The sequence below is a fragment of the Amycolatopsis thailandensis genome (genome assembly GCF_002234405.1).
GTDB classification, from domain to species: Bacteria; Actinomycetota; Actinomycetes; order Mycobacteriales; family Pseudonocardiaceae; genus Amycolatopsis; species Amycolatopsis thailandensis.
Genome location: NZ_NMQT01000124.1, coordinates 104,785 through 121,592 on the forward strand (window position 1 = coordinate 104,785; position 16,808 = coordinate 121,592).

The following is a 16,808-nucleotide window of genomic DNA, read 5'->3' on the forward strand; positions in this document are numbered from 1 at the left end:
GCGGCTGTGTCCGACGAATTGCTGCTAGAGGTGGAAGACCTCCACGTCGAATTCCGGACCCCGGACGGTGTCGCGACCGTGCTGAACGGGGTCGACTACTCCGTGCACGCCGGGGAAACCCTCGCCGTGCTGGGAGAATCGGGTTCGGGCAAGAGCGTGACCGCGCAGACGGTGATGGGCATCCTCGACAGCCCGCCCGCCGTCGTCACCGGCGGCGCCGTCCGCTACCGCGGCGAGGATCTGCTCACCGCCTCCGAAGAACGGCGTCGTGAGGTGCGGGGCGGGGAGATCGCGATGATCTTCCAGGACGCGCTGTCCGCGCTGAACCCCGTTTTCACCGTGGGCTTCCAGATCGAAGAGCAGTTGCGGGTCCGGCTCGGGATGTCCAAAAAGGACGCTCGTAAACGGGCGATCGAACTGCTCGACATCGTGCGCATCCCCGCCGCCGCCCGCCGGGTCCGCGAGTACCCGCACCAGTTCTCCGGCGGGATGCGGCAGCGTGCGATGATCGCCATGTCGCTCGCGCTCGACCCCGATCTGCTGATCGCGGACGAGCCGACGACGGCGCTCGACGTCACGGTGCAGGCCCAGATCATGGACCTGCTGGCGGAGATCCAGGCCGAACGGCGGATGGGCCTGATCCTGATCACCCACGACCTGGCGGTGGTCGCCGAGGTCGCCGACCGGATCGCCGTGATGTACGCGGGCCGGATCGTCGAACAGGCCGACGTCGCCGAGTTGTTCCGCTCGCCGGGGCATCCCTACACCGAGGCGCTGATGGCCTCGCTGCCGCGGCTCGACCTCAAAGGACAGACGCTGGAGACCATCAAGGGCCTGCCGCCGAGCCTGCTGAACGTTCCGCCCGGTTGCCCGTTCCATCCGCGGTGCCCGCGGGCGGAAAGCCGGTGCGAGACCGAACGGCCCGCTCTGCACACCCTCGGTTTCGGCCGGGTCAGCGCCTGCCACTTCGCCGACGAGGTGGTGAGCGGCCGTGTCTGAGCCCATCCTGCGGGTCGAGAACCTGGTGAAGTACTTCCCGGTGCGGGCCGGGGTCCTGTTCAAGCGCACGATCGGCCAGGTGAAGGCCGTCGACGGCGTTTCCTTCGATCTCATGCCGGGGGAAACCCTCGGCGTGGTGGGGGAATCCGGCTGCGGCAAGTCCACGCTGGCCCAGGTGCTGATGCGCCTGGAGGAGCCCACGGGCGGGCTCGCGACCTTCGAAGGCCGTGACATCTTCGCCTTGCGGGGAGCCGAACTCAGGAAGCTGCGGCGCGAGATCCAGATCGTGCTGCAGGATCCGTACACCTCGCTGAACCCGAGGATGACGGTCGGCGACATCATCGGCGAACCGTTCGAGATCCACACCGAGGTGGCGCCGAAGGGATCGCGGGCGGCGAAGGTGCGGGAGCTGCTCGACGTCGTCGGGCTGAATCCCGAGCACATCAACCGCTATCCGCACCAGTTCTCCGGCGGGCAGCGTCAGCGCATCGGGATCGCGCGGGCGCTGGCGTTGCGGCCGAAGGTCATCATCTGCGACGAGCCGGTTTCCGCGCTGGACGTTTCGATCCAGGCGCAGGTGATGAACCTGCTCGGCGAACTGCAAAAGGAATTCGGTCTTTCCTACGTTTTCATCGCACACGACCTGTCCGTTGTCCGTCACCTTTCCACGCGGGTCGCGGTGATGTATCTCGGCAAGATCGTGGAAATGGGGACGGAAGAGGAGATCTACGAACACCCGTCGCATCCGTACACGCAGGCGCTGCTGTCCGCGGTTCCGGTCGCGGATCCGGCGCTGCGCGGGCAGCGGCAGGTGATCCGCCTGGAAGGCGACGTGCCCAGTCCGCTGGATCCGCCGTCCGGCTGCCGGTTCCGCACCCGGTGCTGGAAGGCGCAGGACATCTGCGCTGATCAGGAACCCGAATTGATCACCCGATCCGGCGGGCATTTGTCCGCCTGTCATTTCGCGGAGGAGAAAACGGTCGTCCCCTGACTTTCGTAGGGACTTCGTTGATAAGCGGAGAACGCTGACGTAGTTTTCATGAATCGTTTCTTCAGGAGGCAGGAAGTGAAAAGACCCAGATCTCTCGTGATCGCGCTCGCGGTACCGCTGTTCGGTGCGATCGTCGCTACTCCGGTCGCGTCCGCGCAGCCGGCGCTTTCCGGCGCGGCGACCGAATTCTCGGTTCTGGCCCGTGAAGGGCAAAGCGTCGCGTCGGTGGAACGGGCGATCCGCGCCGCCGGTGGCACCGTCGTGACCAGCAACGCCGCGGTCGGCCTGATCACCGCGACCGCGCCGGCCAACGGTTTCGCCGAGCGGGTCTCCGCGGACCGCTCGGTCTTCGGTGCGGCCAAGGCGAAGCCGATCGGCACCGCGCCGAAGGAAGGCAAGGCGAAGGTCAAGCCGAACGTCGTCGAGAAGGAGAGCCGCGGCGCCGCGTCGGCCAAGAAGCCGGCGCAGCCGAAGGCCGTCGGCATGGACCCGCTCGACGATCAGCTCTGGGGCCTCCAGTCCGTCCGTTCGGACCTTTCGCGCACCAAGCAGCCGGGCGACAAGCGGGTGAAGGTCGGCATCATCGACACGGGTGTCGACGCGAGCCATCCGGACATCGCGCCGAACTTCGATCTCGCCGCGTCGCGGAACTTCACGAAGGACATCGTCTCCGACGTGAACGGCGCCGTCGTCGACGGCCCGTGTGAATTCCGCGGCTGCAAGGACCCGGTGGACCACGACGACAACGGGCACGGCACGCACGTCGCCGGAACCATCGGCGCCGCCGCGAACGGCTTCGGCGTCTCGGGCGTCGCGCCGAACGTGACACTGGTGAACATCCGCGCCGGGCAGGACTCGGGCTTCTTCTTCCTGCAGCCGACGGTGGACGCGATCACCTACGCGGGTGACGCCGGTGTCGACGTCGTCAACATGTCCTTCTTCACGGACCCGTGGCTGTACAACTGCGCCGCGAACCCCGCGGACACCCCGGCGCAGCAGGCGGAACAGCGCACCATCATCGAGGCGACCACCCGCGCGCTGAACTACGCGCACCGCAAGGGCGTCACGCAGGTCGTCTCGCTGGGCAACCAGCACAGCGACCTCGCCGCCCCGCAGCCGGACGCGTCGAGCCCGGGCTACCCGTCGAACAGCACCCACCCGCGGCAGATCGACAACAGCTGCCTCTCGCTGCCCATCGAAGGCCCGCACACGATCGGCGTCTCGTCCTTCGGTCCTTCGCAGGCGAAGGCGGACTACTCGAACTACGGCGTCGAGCAGATCTCGGTCTCCGCACCCGGCGGATACTTCCGTGACTACTTCGGCACCCCGTGGTACCGCACGGTCGAGAACCAGATCCTCTCGACCTACCCGCGCAACGTCGGTGTCGCGGAAGGCAACATCGACGCGGCCGGGAACATCACGCCGGCCGGTGTCACCGCCGGGGTCCAGAAGGCGACCGCCGCCGATGGCCGCGTCGGCTACTACCAGTGGCTGCAGGGGACGTCGATGGCGTCGCCGCACGCGACCGGTGTCGCCGCGCTCATCGTTTCGCAGTACGGCAAGGGTTCGCGCGACTTCGGGATGAACCCGGACGCCGTGCAGCGGGTGCTCGAGGGCACGGCTTCGGACATCGCCTGCCCGACGCCGCGGACCGTCGACTACCTGAAGGAAGGCCGGGACGCGTCGTTCACCGCGACCTGCACCGGTGACGCTTCGTTCAACGGCTTCTACGGTCACGGGGCCGTCGACGCCTGGTCGGCCGTCACTCGCGGCTCGGAGTTCCTGCGAGGCTGATCACTCGGTCCCTTTGGTGTCGCTTACGCTCGCTTCGCTTTGCGGCTGCGGCGCCAGGGGAGTGTCATGAGGGGTCCCTTAGGACAAAAAATGTCCTAAGGGGACCCCTCATGACGTTCGGTGCCCGACTATGAGGCTCGGCGGATCGGTCCTGGCTCGACGCGGATTTCGGGTCGGGGCCGATGCTTCGCGGCTCGATATCCGGCTCGCAGCTCGGCGATCACCGACTTGGGGTCACTGCGCAGCCTGCTCGGCAGCGTTTGTACGACGACGATCCCATTCGCGGCGTATCGATTGTTGCGGTCCAGCGTCTTGGCGTAGTGCCTGCCCCGTTGATGGAACTCCCAGGAGTCGATCTCCCAAGCCATGGCGACGTCGTCGCACCAGCGATCGGGCATCCCGATGAACCGGCCGTTCTGATCGAACAGCTTCACGTTGGACACCGTCGCTGGCAGGCCGGCCCGCTTCCACAAGGACGCCGCATCCAGTTCGGGCACCGATCGGATGTCTGCCTGTAGTACCTCTAGTGTGGCCCGTGGAAGCGCGGTGCCTCGCTGACTGCCTTCGGCGAGTTCGTGCGCGAGGTCGGCATAGGTACACAAGCCGCTTTCCAGTGCCTCCAACAGTACCGCGCTCACCACGTCCGAAATTCTCGTTCTGCGCAGGCCGTCGATGACGGCTCGTGCCGGCGGGCTCAGCGGCACGGCCCTCAGGTGGACCGGTTCGGGTAGGTACCTCGTCCGTTCCACGATCACGAACCTCTTGTCGCAAAAGCGGTGCGTGTGCGGAACAAGCAGGTGTACGAGACCGTCGTTCGGTACTGACCGGAGACCATACCTACGAGCAGCCTCGAAGCCGGTCACGATGCCGAACAGGTCTGTGTGCATCCTGGCTGCCTCGACCCGCTGTCTCGCGGTGGGTTGGGCTCGGTCGAGAAGGACGATTCCCGGTAGGAGATGCGTCCAGGGCCCGTTCGGCTGGCATCTTCGGTAGGTCGTCCGCTGCGGAATACCGAGCCTCTCCAATTGCTCGGCAGTGATCACTCCGCTCTTGCTGTGACGGAGAAGGTGGGCTTCTGACTGGGTGAGTTTTGTGAGTTTCACGCTGTGATGGTCGGGCCTCGCACCGACAGAATCGACCATCGAGTGTCATGAGGGGTCCCCTTAGGACAAATTTTGTCTTAAGGGGACCCCTCATGACACGCTGCGTGGACGTGAAAGGGACAGTGCTACTTCCCCGAGGCGGCCTTGACGAACTTCGCCAGGTCCTTCGCCTGCCGCACCCGCGACTCTTCGTGCACGTACATCATGTGCCCCGCCGGGTAGTAAGCCGTGTCGATGTTGTCCCGCAGCTCCTCAGGAATCTGCAGCCGCGCCAACACGTGCTCCGAAGCGAAGTACGGCGTAGCGCCATCGTAGTGGCCGAAGGCGACATGCACCCGAAGGTGCGGATTCGCCCGCATAGCGGAAGCGAGCGAGTCCACAGAGGACACCGAGCGGCCCTCGAAGTCGGAGTACGACCAAGCCTTGAAGACGTCCGTCGAAAGGATCTCGTACGGCAGATCGTTCTCGTAGCCCAGTTCGGCGCGCACGTAGTGGTTGAGCCCGCCCGTGTAGGCGCCGATGATCCGCGAGATCGACGGGTCGTCGCTCATGTGCTCGCGGCCGCCGTCGGGTTCCCAGGTGGTGAATCGGCCATCCATCCGGCCGACGGTGAGACCCCTGTCCCGCAAAAGTTCGGTGAAGTAGCGGACGTGCTCGATCCGCAGGTTGACACGGTCCACATAGGACTCGCTCAGACCGGTCAGGGAAGCGAGGGTCGCCACCGCCTCCGCCCGGTCCTGTGTGGACAGACGGGCGCCACGCGCGAGGGCCCAGGGGAGTTCCTTGGCCGCGAAGTCCTCGGCGTCCGCGAGGACGTCGTCGAGCGGACGGTCGCCGTGCAGGCCGTGGTAGTGCGCGATCGCCGCGTAAGTCGGCACGTAGAGCGAGTACGGCAGGTCGTTGCCCTCGGTGAACCGCAGGGTGCCCAGGTCCAGCACCGACGAGATCAGCAGTAGCCCGTTCAGGTACATCCCATGGCGTTCCTGCAGGTGCGACGCCAGCCCGGCCGCGCGGAGCGTGCCGTAAGACTCGCCGGCGAGGAACTTCGGTGAGAGCCAGCGCTTCTCCCGCGACACCCACAGCCGGATGACCTCGCCGATGGACTCGATGTCGGCGGTGAACCCGTGGTACTCCTTGGCCTTTTCACCGTCCACGGCGCGCGAGTAGCCGGTCGACACCGGGTCGATGAACACCAGGTCACTGTGCGCGAGCAGGGTTTCCTGGTTGTCGGTCAGCCCGTAGGGCGGCGCGACCGGGTCGTCGACGTCACCGGACAGCACGCGGCGCGGGCCGAGCAGGCCCATGTGCAGCCAGACGCTCGCCGAGCCGGGGCCGCCGTTGAACGCGAAGGTGACCGGGCGCGTGCCGGGTTCCGCGTCGTCGAGCGTGTAGGCGGTCACGAACACCTCGGCCTTGGCCTGATGGCCCTCGGACTTCCCGTCGGTGACGACCTCCTTCCGCAGCACGATCCGCCCGGTCCGGGCGGTGTAGGCGAGCTTGCGCCGCTTGAGTGTCAGCGTGTGCTTCGTGGCGACCAGGTCGTCGGTCGGTTCGGCCTTGGTTTCCACCGACGGGGTGTCCTTGTCGTCGGTGGCCGTCACGGTGTTCGATTCGGGATTGGTGTCCGGCATACCCCCAACTTACTGGCAGTCTGTACCGGTGGACATCGTCACGGCGCATGATCGCCCGAACACGCCCCGCCAGGCGATCGAGATCCAGGAAACCCTGCGTGGCCCGGTCGATCTCGAAGATCGCTGTCCACAAGAGATCACCACGGTCACCGGCCTCGATGTCGCCTACGACGAGGACAGCGGCCTCATCGCCGCCGCCGCGGTCACGCTTGAAACTTCCGGTTTCCGTGTCGTGGAAAAACGAACCGTCGTTTCCGAGGTCTCGTTCCCGTACGAACCGGGTCTTTTCGCCTTCCGCGAGCTGCCCCCGCTGCTCGACGCCCTCCGCGCGCTCGATCACGTCCCGGATCTCCTGGTTTGCGACGGGCACGGGCTGGCTCACCCACGCAGATTCGGGCTGGCGTGCCACGTCGGGGTCGTGACCGGTCTTCCGTCCGTCGGAGTGGGCAAGACCCGGTTCATCGGCGAGCACGACGAGCCCGGCGCGGAACGCGGTTCACGGGCGCCTCTGCTGGACGACGGCGAGGTCGTCGGCGCCGTCCTGCGCACCCAGGACGGTGTGAAGCCCGTCTACGTCTCCGTCGGTCACAAGATCTCCCTGGACAACGCCTGCCGCCAGGTGCTGCGGCTGTGCCCGGACTTCCGGCAGCCGGAGACGACCCGGCACGCCGATCGCCTCTGCCGCGACGCGTTGAAGGAGGCGCTATGAAGTTCCGTTCTCTCGCCGAACTCGACGCCGAGGTCGTCGGCTGCCGCGCCTGCCCGCGGCTGGTCGCGTGGCGCGAGGAGATCGCCGTGGTCAAACGCGCGGCTTTCGCCGGCGAGACCTATTGGGCCCGGCCGGTGCCCGGATTCGGCCCGCCGGACGCGTCGCTGGCCATCGTCGGCCTGGCTCCGTCGGCACACGGCGCGAACCGGACCGGCCGGATGTTCACCGGCGACCCCTCCGGCGACGTCCTGTTCAAGGCGCTTCACCGGGTCGGTGTCGCCTCACAGCCGACGGCGACCCGGATAGGTGACGGGCTCGAGCTGCGGGGGACCAGGATGGTCTCCCCGGTGAGATGCGCGCCACCCGCCAACAAGCCCACACCTGAGGAGCGGGACACCTGCCGATCCTGGCTGGTCGAAGAGCTCACGTTGCTCAAACCGACACTCAAGGCCGTCTTCGTGCTCGGCGCGTTCGGCTGGCAAGCGCTCTTGCCGGTGCTCGCGGAGGCGGGCTGGCCGGTGCCCACGCCACGCCCGAAATTCGGCCACGGAGCCGAGGTTGAACTCGGCGACCTGCGTCTTTTCGGCTGCTACCACGTGTCGCAGCGCAATGTCCAGACCGGCAGGCTGACGCTTGACATGGTGTGCGACGTCCTGGCCTCCGCGACCTCGGCGGCTGGCCTGAACTGAATCGGTGCGGAAACCGTGGCGACGCTGGTCACAGCGGGATGGGGTACACGAGCGATCTCAGCTGATGGGTGCGACTATAGAAATATGGCTGGTGTTAAGTCGGAACCGACACGGATCCTCGTCCTCGGTGGTGGGTACGTCGGGCTCTACACGGCGTACGGGCTCCAAAAGATGCTCCGGGCCAACGAAGCGTCCGTGACGGTCGTTGATCCGCAGCCGCACATGACCTATGCCCCCTTCCTGCCCGAGGCGGCGGCCGGTGCGATCGAACCGCGGCACGTGGTCGTGCCGCTGAGGCGCGTGCTCAAGCGCTGCCACGTGCTCACCGCGCGCGTGACGAAGATCGAGCACGAGCGCAAGGCCATCACGGTCGAGGCCGCCGACGGGCACGTCGAGCAGCTGAACTACGACGTCCTCGTGGTCGCCCTCGGGGCCGTGGCGCGCATCCTGCCGATCCCGGGCCTGGTCGAGGAAGGCATCGCCTTCAAGACCATCGGTGAGGCGATCTACCTGCGCAACCACGTCATGACGAAGCTGGACGAGGCCGCCAGCACGCTCGACCCCGAGCAGCGCAAACGCCTGCTGACGTTCACCGTCGTCGGTGGTGGGTTCGCCGGTATCGAGGCGCTCGCCGAGCTCGAGGACATGACCCGGTTCGCGGTGGAGAACTACTACCCGAACCTCAAGGTCGAGGACATCCGCTGGGTGCTCGTCGAGGCGGCCGGGCGGATCCTCCCCGAGGTGCGCGAGACGCTCGGTGTGTACACCGTCGAGCAGCTCGAGAAGCGCGGCATCGAAGTCTATTTGTCGACAGCGGCGAAGTCGTTCGAGAACGGCCACGTCGTGCTCTCGGACGGCACCGAGTTCGACACCGACACGATCATCTGGACCGCCGGTGTGAAGGCGAACCCGGTGCTCGCCAGCTCGGACCTGCCGCTGGACAAGCGCGGCCGCGTCGAGGCCACCGCCGCGATGCAGGTCGTCGGGCACCCCGACGTCTGGACCGCCGGTGACAACGCCGCCGTGCCGGACCTCTCGCGGACCGAGCAGGACCCGACCGCGACCTGCCCGCCGAACGCGCAGCACGCCGTTCGCCAGGCGCGCCTGCTGTCGAAGAACATCATCAAGGTGATCCGCGGCGGCAAGCCGAAGGACTACTACCACAAGAACCTGGGTGCGGTGGCCAGCCTCGGTCTGCACAAGGGTGTCGCCGACGCGCTGAACCTGAAGATCAAGGGCTTCCCGGCCTGGCTCTTCCACCGCGCGTACCACCTCAAGGCGATGCCGACGTGGAACCGCAAGATCCGCATCCTGTTCGACTGGATGCTCGGTGGCCTGTTCCGGCGCGAGGTCATCTCGCTCGGCCAGATCAACAACCCGCGCGAGGAGTTCGACAGGCTGTCGAAGTCCTGAGGCGGTAGCTCCGTGAAGGCCTCCTTCCCTACCTTGAGCGTAGGGAAGGAGGCCTTCACCGCGTCTAGGGTGTTCGGTGCAGGCATTCCGGAAGCTGAAGCCGCCCATCCGATCCGCCCTGCCCCGGCCAGGACTGACCCCGCTCGAACTGGCCCACGATCTCGTGGAGCGGATCAGGTTCGACCAGTACCAGGCGATCTGGGACCTCGTCGGCAACAGCTGGCTGAAGTATCGCCAAGCCGGCAAAGCGAACTAGGTCATCACCGGTCGAGGGCATCGCCTAGGCTGACCCGTGCCCCGGTAGCCCAACTGGCAGAGGCAGTCGACTTAAAATCGACACAGTGCGGGTTCGATCCCCGTCCGGGGCACCACATGTTCCGCACTGTGGACGTGCTGGTCCGGGTGGACGGCCGCTGCCGACAATGACCGGCATGACCGACGAAGCCACCTATGACCGCACCCGGCTCGCGCAGTGGCGTGCGGGTGAAGCGCGAGCCGACGGGATATCGCGGCGCGGGATGCTTCGGCTGGCCGCCGGTGGCTCGCTCGCGCTGACGGCGCTCGGAACGTTCCCGGCCGGGACGGCGTCGGCCGCGACACCGATCGTGAAGCCGCTGCCGCCGGAGATCTTCGAGGTCTACGGCACCAACGCGGAGACGCGCTGGGAGGCGTTGAGCGGGCAGGGATACCTGACACCGGTCGAGCGGTTCTTCGTGCGGAACCACACCGCCACCCCGTCGATCGACACCGGCGCCTGGCGTTTGAAGCTGTTCGGAACCGGGTTGCGCGGTGCGCCGACAGCGGACAGGCCCGTCGAGTTCACCTATCACGATCTACGCCGATTGCCTGCGGAGACGATCACCTCCGCCATCGAATGCGCGGGCAACGGCCGGAGCTACTTCACCAGCCAACAAGGGCAGACGGTGTCCGGCACGGCCTGGAAGCTCGGCGCGATCGGGGTCGCGCGCTGGCGCGGTGTCCGGCTGTCCACGGTGCTGGCCAAGGCGGGACTGACCCGGCACGCGGTGGACGTCCTGCCCGAGGGCCTGGACGCCGACTACGTCACCGGCGGGGTCAACCTGGGGAAGGTACGGCGCCCGCTGCCGATCGCGAAAGCGCTTCAGGACGTCTTGCTGGCTTACGAGATGAACGGGCGCCCGCTCCCGCCGGACCACGGCCATCCGGTCCGGCTCGTCGTGCCGTCCTGGATCGGGATCTCGTCGATCAAATGGCTCGGACGGATCGAAGTCTCGGAGACGCCGCTGGTGTCGCCGTGGAACACGCAGTACTACCGGCTGCTCGGGCCGGACTATCCGGCGGAGGGCACGGTCGTGACCCGGCAGGTGGTCAAGAGCGCGTTCGAGCTGCCTTGGAACGCCGAGTTCGCGGCCGGTGGCAGGCACGTGCTGCGCGGCCGGTCGTGGTCGGGCAACGGCCGGATCCGACGGGTCGAAGTCGACGCGGGAGACGGCTGGCGGCAGGCGAAGTTCGTGGGCGCGGCAGCGGATCGCGGATGGCAGCGCTGGGAAATCCCTTGGCGCGCCGGTGTTCCCGGCGCCCGCACCCTGCGTGCGCGGGCCACGGACATCACCGGGGTCACCCAGCCTGAGGTCACTCCGCTCAACACCCAGGGCTACCTGTTCGACGCCGTCGTCCGGCATCCGGTCAGGGTGGTGTGAGATGACCCAGTCGGTCGCGGTGAGCGGGGAGCCGACCGTCGAGCTGACCCTGGCGTTACGGGTGAGCACCGACTCAGAGCACGCCGCCGCGATCGCCGCGCGCCTGCTCGAGTCCTTTGAGGACACCGTCGGGGTGACGCTGACGGCGCGGACTTTCCAGGCAGGTGAAGCGAATTCCGGTCAGGTCGTCGAACTCGCCGGCCGACGCCGCCGGCTCGGCGAGTCCGCGCAGCCACTGCGGATCGAGCCGGATTCGCGGCGAGTGCTGCTGCGCGGCGAGGTGCTGGAGTTCACCAGGCTGGAGTTCGACCTCCTGCTGTTCCTGAGCCGGAATCCGGACCGGGTCTTCGACCGCGTCACGTTGATGGCGCAGGTGTGGGGGCTGTCCGGCGGCAACGGCCGGACCGTGGACGTCCACATCCGGAAGATCCGGGGGAAGCTGGAGCCCGCGCTGACGCCGATCACGACGGTGCGCGGGGTCGGCTACCGGTTCGACGGGACGGCCGAGGTGTTCATCGCGGACTGAGTGTGGTCGTGGTTTTCTGGCGTGGAAGAGCTTCGGGCCTGGTCATGGCTGCAGCCGGACACAATCATGCCGCAGGCGATACCGCTGACGAACGTCAAGCCGACCACTCGTGCGGCAGATCTGAGTGTCGATCGAATCTCCATCGCAGCCCCTTTTCGTCAGAATGACGATTATGGCTCCCAGGGTATCGCCGACTGCAAGTTAACGTCAAGGTGACGGTAAAGGGGGTGATCAGGTTCGCAGCATTGCGGGATGGAGGATCGTGGCCGGTCCGCGGCGGTAGAGGGCGGCCGGGCGGCCCGCTTGCCTGGTGACACGTCCGCCGGTGGGGGTCAGGAAGCCCGGCACGCTGGTGATCTTGCGATGGAAGTTGCGGGGGTCGAGCCTCTCGCCCCAGACGATCTCGTAGACCTGCCTCAGGTCGGTGATCGTGAACTCCGGAGCGCAGAAGGTGGCGCCCAGTGTCGTGTACTCGAGCTTGTTCCGGGCGCGTTCCACGGCGTCGGCGACGATCTCCTTGTGGTCGAAGGCCATCGTCACCTGTGGTCGTAGCACGTCGTCGACAGGAGTCAAGATCACCTCGCGTGCATCGCCGCCGGCCGCGGGGGCGGGGAGGTTCGGGGTGAAGGCCACGTAGCACACGCTCACCACCCGGCCGCGTGGATCGCGACCCAGGCCTCCATAGGTTTTCAGCTGTTCCAGATGCAGGTCTTCCGCGCGCAGGCCGGTCTCTTCCGTGAGTTCACGGGCGGCCGCGGAGTCCAGGTCCTCGGCCGTGGATTCCAGGAAGCCGCCTGGCAGTGCGAGCTCGTCCTCGAACGGCGGGATGCCCCGTTTCACGAGCATGATCTGCAGGGAGCCTGCTTTCACCGTGAGGATCGCGAGGTCGACCGCCACTGTGATCTCGGGAATCGTCCAGTCGTCGTCGGTCATCCTGCCGCCTTCCGTCGGGGTTTCGGCGACGAGCGTGGGCGAGGTTTTGTGTCCACCTGGGACAGTCTAGCCTCGCCGTAGTAATCGTCTAATTGACGAGAATGACAGTACTCGGCTACCGTGCAGGCTGCACCAAGCACTCCCGCCTCACGGTCGCCCGCCCCGTCGTCTTGGCGGGCGACCGCGTCTTCGCCATGTCCGGCTACATCGCGTCGTTGTCATCGACGCGGCCTGTGAGAGGAAAGCATTGTGGTGAAAAGAATCGGCGTGGTCTCATGATCGTCATTCTGACCGCGTTGGAGACCGAGTACGCCGCGGTTCGTGTTCGGTTGAAAGGATTGGTACATCATCGGCATTCCGCCGGAACCCTGTTCGAAATCGGGGAACTTCCCGGTCGTCCCGGCAGCAAGGTCGCCACGGCCGTGGTGGGTATGGGCAACTTGTCGGCGGCCCCGCTTACCGAAAGGGCGATCGCGGAGTTCAAACCGTCGACCGTGATCTTCTCCGGTGTCGCGGGAGGACTGCGAGACTGGCTGCGACTGGGTGATGTCGTCGTGGCCACGAAGGTCTATGCCTACCAAGGGGGACGTAGCGAAGACGCGGAGTTTCTCGCGCGGCCACGTGCCTGGGAGATTCCGCACGGGGTGGATCAGATCGCCCGTTTCCTTGCCAGGGACGAACAGTGGATCCGATCGGAGGAAGGAAGAGGCGACGAATCATCGGTGCCGAAGGTCTGGTTCGAGCCGATTGCGGCGGGTGATGTCGTGCTCAACTCGCGAACCTCGGACCTGGCACACCAACTTAGGCGCAACTACAACGACGCGATCGCGATCGAGATGGAAAGCGCGGGGTTCGCCTCCGCCGGTCAACTGAACGAACGCGTTCCCACTGTCACGATTCGCGGTATCAGTGATCTCGCGGGTGGTGCCAAGGATCGGACGGATGCCGAAGGCTGGCAGGACGTCGCCGCGGCCAACGCGGCGGCATTCGCCATCGCCGTGGCCACCGAACTCGCCGATGGACATGAAGACGGCCAAGAGAAGCGGAATTCGTCGATGCGGCCGCAGGCGCCGTCATCACACAAGTTCGTCGCGCGTGACAACGCGAGAGTGGGGCAGCAGATCGGAACGAATCACGGCGACGTCACCATCGATCTAGGTGATTCCGGGAGGTCTCGATGACCCCGCCGCAGTGGCAGTACGGGCCGGGGCCGAACGGGCCACACCCCGAGTTCGTCGCGTCCGGCAACTCGACCGTCGGTCAGCAGATCGGCGTGAACTATGGATCGACGACCTTCCATCGACACGAGAACACCTATCACGTCACCCCGGAAGATCCTCCGGAACGAAAACTCAAAGTGGCGAAGAATCACCTCGAAGGCGGCAACGCCCGCATGGCGCAGGAGATCTTCCGTGACGTCATGAAGCAAGGCCAGATCACCTCCGCTGAATTCGCGTACTACTACGCACTGGCCGTGTTCAGCGGGCGTTCGCTCGGCGAGATGAACGACGAGGTGCACGACGCCTTCTTGGACGCGATCGCCTTGGCCGCAGGTTTCGGGTCCGGGGAATGGCGCAGCGCGCTCGATGTCGTGTCGGATCTTGTCACTTGCGTATGGGGACAGCAGATCGGGAGCACGTTCGACCCGCAGGCGATGAAGGTCGCGTTGAAGAACTTCGGTGATCTGCCGCCGCAACGTCAGCGGGAGATCACCCGCCATCTCAACATGATCCTCAGTGGCGCGGTCCAAGACAGCCTTGATGTCGTCTACGCGAAGACGGTCGCCGAGGACAGGTTGGCGCAGAACAGGGCCGGCCGCGCGTGGAAGTTCTTCGAGCCCGATCCCGCGCCACCGCGCATTCGGAAGATCGTGCCGACCCCGGCGGGTGCCGGCGCTTGGGTCAAACTTGTTTCGGGGGTTTTCGCTCTTCTTCTCGGTCTGTTCTCCGCCGTCGGAGGCTTCGTGGACGGGAGTGTCACCCTCGGCCTGCTCGGCCTGCTCTCGGTGGGCACAGGAGGTTTCGGCGCTTTCCGCTGGGGACTGGAGTTGGAAGTCGCGAAGAGGCGGCTGGCGAGCAAGAACCGCGAATACGGGATCCCGCCTCAAATCGTGCAGCCGATTTCACCCGGGCATTGGGTCTCGACTCGCTTCGTTGAGCGGATCCATCAGTTGGTCGACCTGAGCTTCGCCGAGGCGAGACCTCACATTCGAGGGAATTGGGATACCGAAACCTTCGGTATCCGCCAGTATCTCAAGACTCGTTTCGTCGCACTGTACGGGAACGCCCAGGTGGAACCGGACAGCGTCCTGTGGCTCATGCGCTGGCACGTGCGCCAGGTCGCGGATCAGTGGCGTGCAGGAACTCTGTTCGCCTACAGGGATTCGATGCGGCCGACAGGGAGTGTGCCCACCTTGTTCAAGGCCAGTGTGGGCGGTTGCGTCGCCGGATCGCTGTTCCTGCTCTTCGCAGGGGGCGGTTTCGTGGCCGTCGCGTTCTTCTTCGCGATCGGAGGCTTTCTAGCCGTCAAGGGCGCCGTCCATGTCCTGGCGACGCAAAAGGACGAGATTCTGGAGCGTGCCGCGGCGCAGGCGACCTACGACGCCGAGCAGCGGGCGTACTCGGAGTGGCGGCAATTTCTCGCTGACAGGCCGAGCGACGCGGAGATGGCGCGCTGGCTTGACCTCGACAAGAACCATCTCAAGACCGAGGCACTCAGACGGGCTTCCTTGGTGAACCGCGATCTCGTCGCCCACGTCGTCCTGACCGAAGGCACCCCCGACGCGCAGCGGGCACGCGTTCCACGTGGTCCGCTCAGGTACTCCAAGTACGCGGTGCTGGTCTTCATGCTGACGAAGAGCGGGGTGCGCGAGATCGAGGTCCAGCTGAACTTCCTCACCGGTGACGTGCACAACGAACAGCGAAAGTCGTTCCGCTACGACGCGCTGGCTTCCGCCCATGTCGTCGAGGTCGGTATCCGTTTCGCGGACAACCGGAGATACGTCGTTCGCGGTGACGATCCGGCACACCTCGGCGCTGTAAGTGTGCGGAGCCGTGAGTTCCGGTTGTCCCTGCTCAGTAGCGAGGACATCACCGTTCTGGTGGAGGGTGCGGGTGGCCTGACCGACGTGACCATGGAAGACGAGTCGGTGGTCCTTCAGACCTCGCTGATGGCGTCCGGCATAGCGGGTGCGTTGCATGTCCTGGAAGCGGTCGCGGCGGAGGGACGCGACTGGATCGTCCGCGAACAGGAACGCCGGCGTCGCCGTTCACAGGATTGGCGGACAGGCAGCCGTCAGATCGGCTTTCTCGAGAAGGGTGACATTTCCTTCCTCGGTCATGAGCCCGAATCTCATCCGGAGGGTGAGGAATCCTGAGCAGGGTGTCGCGAGCGGACGAGGGGGCCGCTCGCGACACCCTTCCGAACGCAATCCATGCCGGGTCCGGGCAAAGCCGGGATGTCAGGATACGAACCGTGACTCCCACCTACGTCTTCGTTCACGGCTCCAGCAGCAACTCGTTCACCTGGAACCCGCTGCAACGCGAACTCGCCCTGCTCGGCCACCGCACGCTGGCCGTCGACCTTCCCGGGCACGGGTTCGAAGCCGGTTTCCACGCGGCTTACCAGGCTCCTCAGGACCTGGGAGCGCTGGCCACGGCGCCGTCGAACCAGGCCGGTGTCACCTCCGCCGAAGTCGTCGAGCGGGTGGTGGACGTCGTGCGCAAGGCCGCCGCGCACGGGCCGGTCATCCTGGTCGGGCACAGCCGCGGCGGGGTCCCGCTCACCGGGGCGGGCAACGCCGTCCCGGACCTGATCGACCGGCTCGTCTACATCTCCGCGTGGTGCTGCGTCGACGCGACACTGGGCGAGTACATGCAGGCGCCCGAGAACGCGAGCAGTGCGCTCAACGACGTCGGCGGTGTCGTCCTCGCCGACCCCGCCGCGCTCGGCGCGCTCCGGATGAACTGGCGCACCGCTGATCCCGCGCTGCTGGCCGCGTTGAAGATCGCGATCCTCGACGACGGCACCGACCAGGAGTTCTTCGCCTACCTCAACACCCTCGAACCGGACGAGAGTCTCGACGTGGGCACCGAACGCGCCGAGGCCGCCACCTGGGGCCGGATTCCGCGCACCTACATCAGGCTCACGGGAGACCGGTCTATCCCGCTCGCGCTCCAGGACCGCTTCATCAAAGAGGCGGACGCGCTCACCCCGGAGAACCCGACCGACGTGCGTTCGCTCGAGAGCAGCCATGTCCGCTTCCTCATGCACCCGCAGGAGGCGGCCACCATCCTCGCCGGGCTCGCGTAGTCCCCGGGTACTGTTCCGCCGGGGGGAGGA

At 66.3% G+C, this 16,808-nt stretch carries 15 protein-coding genes and 1 tRNA gene; 13 read left to right on the forward strand and 3 right to left on the reverse strand.

The window, feature by feature from the left end:
• Window positions 1–6: 6 nt before the first annotated feature.
• The 3 genes from CFP71_RS33015 to CFP71_RS33025 are packed head-to-tail and all read left to right on the forward strand — an operon-like array spanning window position 7 to window position 3,784.
• Window positions 7–999 (forward strand): ABC transporter ATP-binding protein, encoded by a 993-nt coding sequence (locus tag CFP71_RS33015; RefSeq protein WP_093937855.1) that lies wholly within the window; start codon window positions 7–9, stop codon window positions 997–999.
• Window positions 992–1,990, forward strand: coding sequence for an ABC transporter ATP-binding protein (locus CFP71_RS33020; RefSeq protein WP_093937856.1), 999 nt, complete (start codon window positions 992–994; stop codon window positions 1,988–1,990). Before CFP71_RS33015 ends, CFP71_RS33020 begins: the two co-directional genes overlap by 8 nt.
• 48 nt (window positions 1,991–2,038) lie before the next feature.
• Window positions 2,039–3,784, forward strand: a complete 1,746-nt coding sequence (locus CFP71_RS33025; RefSeq protein WP_167406356.1) for a S8 family peptidase — start codon at window positions 2,039–2,041, stop codon at window positions 3,782–3,784.
• Window positions 3,785–3,912: 128 nt separating this feature from the next.
• Here CFP71_RS33025 and CFP71_RS33030 read toward each other — a convergent pair whose 3' ends face one another.
• Together CFP71_RS33030 and CFP71_RS33035 are read right to left on the reverse strand one after the other, a co-directional pair.
• The gene (locus tag CFP71_RS33030; protein WP_244199937.1) at window positions 3,913–4,671 is read right to left on the reverse strand and encodes a hypothetical protein; all 759 of its coding nucleotides are present in this window, start codon (window positions 4,669–4,671) and stop codon (window positions 3,913–3,915) included.
• Window positions 4,672–5,012: 341 nt separating this feature from the next.
• Window positions 5,013–6,518 (reverse strand): S10 family peptidase, encoded by a 1,506-nt coding sequence (locus CFP71_RS33035; protein ID WP_093937857.1) that lies wholly within the window; start codon window positions 6,516–6,518, stop codon window positions 5,013–5,015.
• A gap of 28 nt (window positions 6,519–6,546) precedes the next feature.
• On the opposite strand from CFP71_RS33035, the gene nfi reads away from it, so the two are divergent.
• The 7 genes from nfi (at window position 6,547) to CFP71_RS33070 (ending at window position 11,534) form a co-directional block, all read left to right on the forward strand.
• Window positions 6,547–7,227 carry a deoxyribonuclease V gene (nfi, locus tag CFP71_RS33040; RefSeq protein ID WP_093937858.1) on the forward strand — a complete coding sequence of 227 codons (681 nt, stop codon included), beginning with the start codon at window positions 6,547–6,549 and terminating at the stop codon, window positions 7,225–7,227.
• The gene (locus CFP71_RS33045) at window positions 7,224–7,916 is read left to right on the forward strand and encodes a uracil-DNA glycosylase (protein ID WP_093937859.1); all 693 of its coding nucleotides are present in this window, start codon (window positions 7,224–7,226) and stop codon (window positions 7,914–7,916) included. The genes nfi and CFP71_RS33045 overlap by 4 nt, the downstream gene beginning before the upstream one ends.
• Window positions 7,917–8,000: 84 nt before the next feature.
• A complete protein-coding gene (locus tag CFP71_RS33050; RefSeq protein WP_093937860.1) occupies window positions 8,001–9,329 on the forward strand; it encodes an NAD(P)/FAD-dependent oxidoreductase in 1,329 nt (442 codons plus the stop codon).
• Between the two features lie 76 nt (window positions 9,330–9,405).
• Complete coding sequence (locus tag CFP71_RS33055; RefSeq protein ID WP_093937861.1) at window positions 9,406–9,585, forward strand: hypothetical protein; 180 nt, start codon at window positions 9,406–9,408, stop codon at window positions 9,583–9,585.
• Between the two features lie 38 nt (window positions 9,586–9,623).
• A tRNA-Leu gene (locus tag CFP71_RS33060) sits at window positions 9,624–9,700 on the forward strand.
• A 60-nt stretch (window positions 9,701–9,760) separates the two neighbouring features.
• Window positions 9,761–11,008 (forward strand): sulfite oxidase, encoded by a 1,248-nt coding sequence (locus CFP71_RS33065; protein ID WP_244199938.1) that lies wholly within the window; start codon window positions 9,761–9,763, stop codon window positions 11,006–11,008.
• Between the two features lies 1 nt (window position 11,009).
• On the forward strand, window positions 11,010–11,534 hold the full coding sequence (locus CFP71_RS33070) for a winged helix-turn-helix domain-containing protein (RefSeq protein WP_093937863.1): 525 nt from the start codon (window positions 11,010–11,012) through the stop codon (window positions 11,532–11,534).
• Between the two features lie 231 nt (window positions 11,535–11,765).
• Here the strand turns inward: CFP71_RS33070 and CFP71_RS33075 are convergent, their stop codons facing one another.
• Window positions 11,766–12,467 carry an NUDIX hydrolase gene (locus CFP71_RS33075; protein WP_093937864.1) on the reverse strand — a complete coding sequence of 234 codons (702 nt, stop codon included), beginning with the start codon at window positions 12,465–12,467 and terminating at the stop codon, window positions 11,766–11,768.
• Between the two features lie 101 nt (window positions 12,468–12,568).
• Between CFP71_RS33075 and CFP71_RS33080 the strand changes: the two genes are divergently transcribed.
• The 3 genes from CFP71_RS33080 to CFP71_RS33090 all read left to right on the forward strand — a co-directional run bounded on the left by CFP71_RS33080 (window position 12,569) and on the right by CFP71_RS33090 (window position 16,778).
• A complete protein-coding gene (locus CFP71_RS33080) occupies window positions 12,569–13,648 on the forward strand; it encodes a 5'-methylthioadenosine/S-adenosylhomocysteine nucleosidase family protein (RefSeq protein ID WP_244199939.1) in 1,080 nt (359 codons plus the stop codon).
• Window positions 13,649–13,995: 347 nt separating this feature from the next.
• Entirely contained in the window at window positions 13,996–15,843 is a 1,848-nt protein-coding gene (locus CFP71_RS33085; RefSeq protein WP_208636084.1) for a hypothetical protein, read from the forward strand.
• A 98-nt stretch (window positions 15,844–15,941) separates the two neighbouring features.
• On the forward strand, window positions 15,942–16,778 hold the full coding sequence (locus CFP71_RS33090; RefSeq protein ID WP_093937866.1) for an alpha/beta fold hydrolase: 837 nt from the start codon (window positions 15,942–15,944) through the stop codon (window positions 16,776–16,778).
• The last annotated feature ends 30 nt before the right edge of the window (window positions 16,779–16,808 follow it).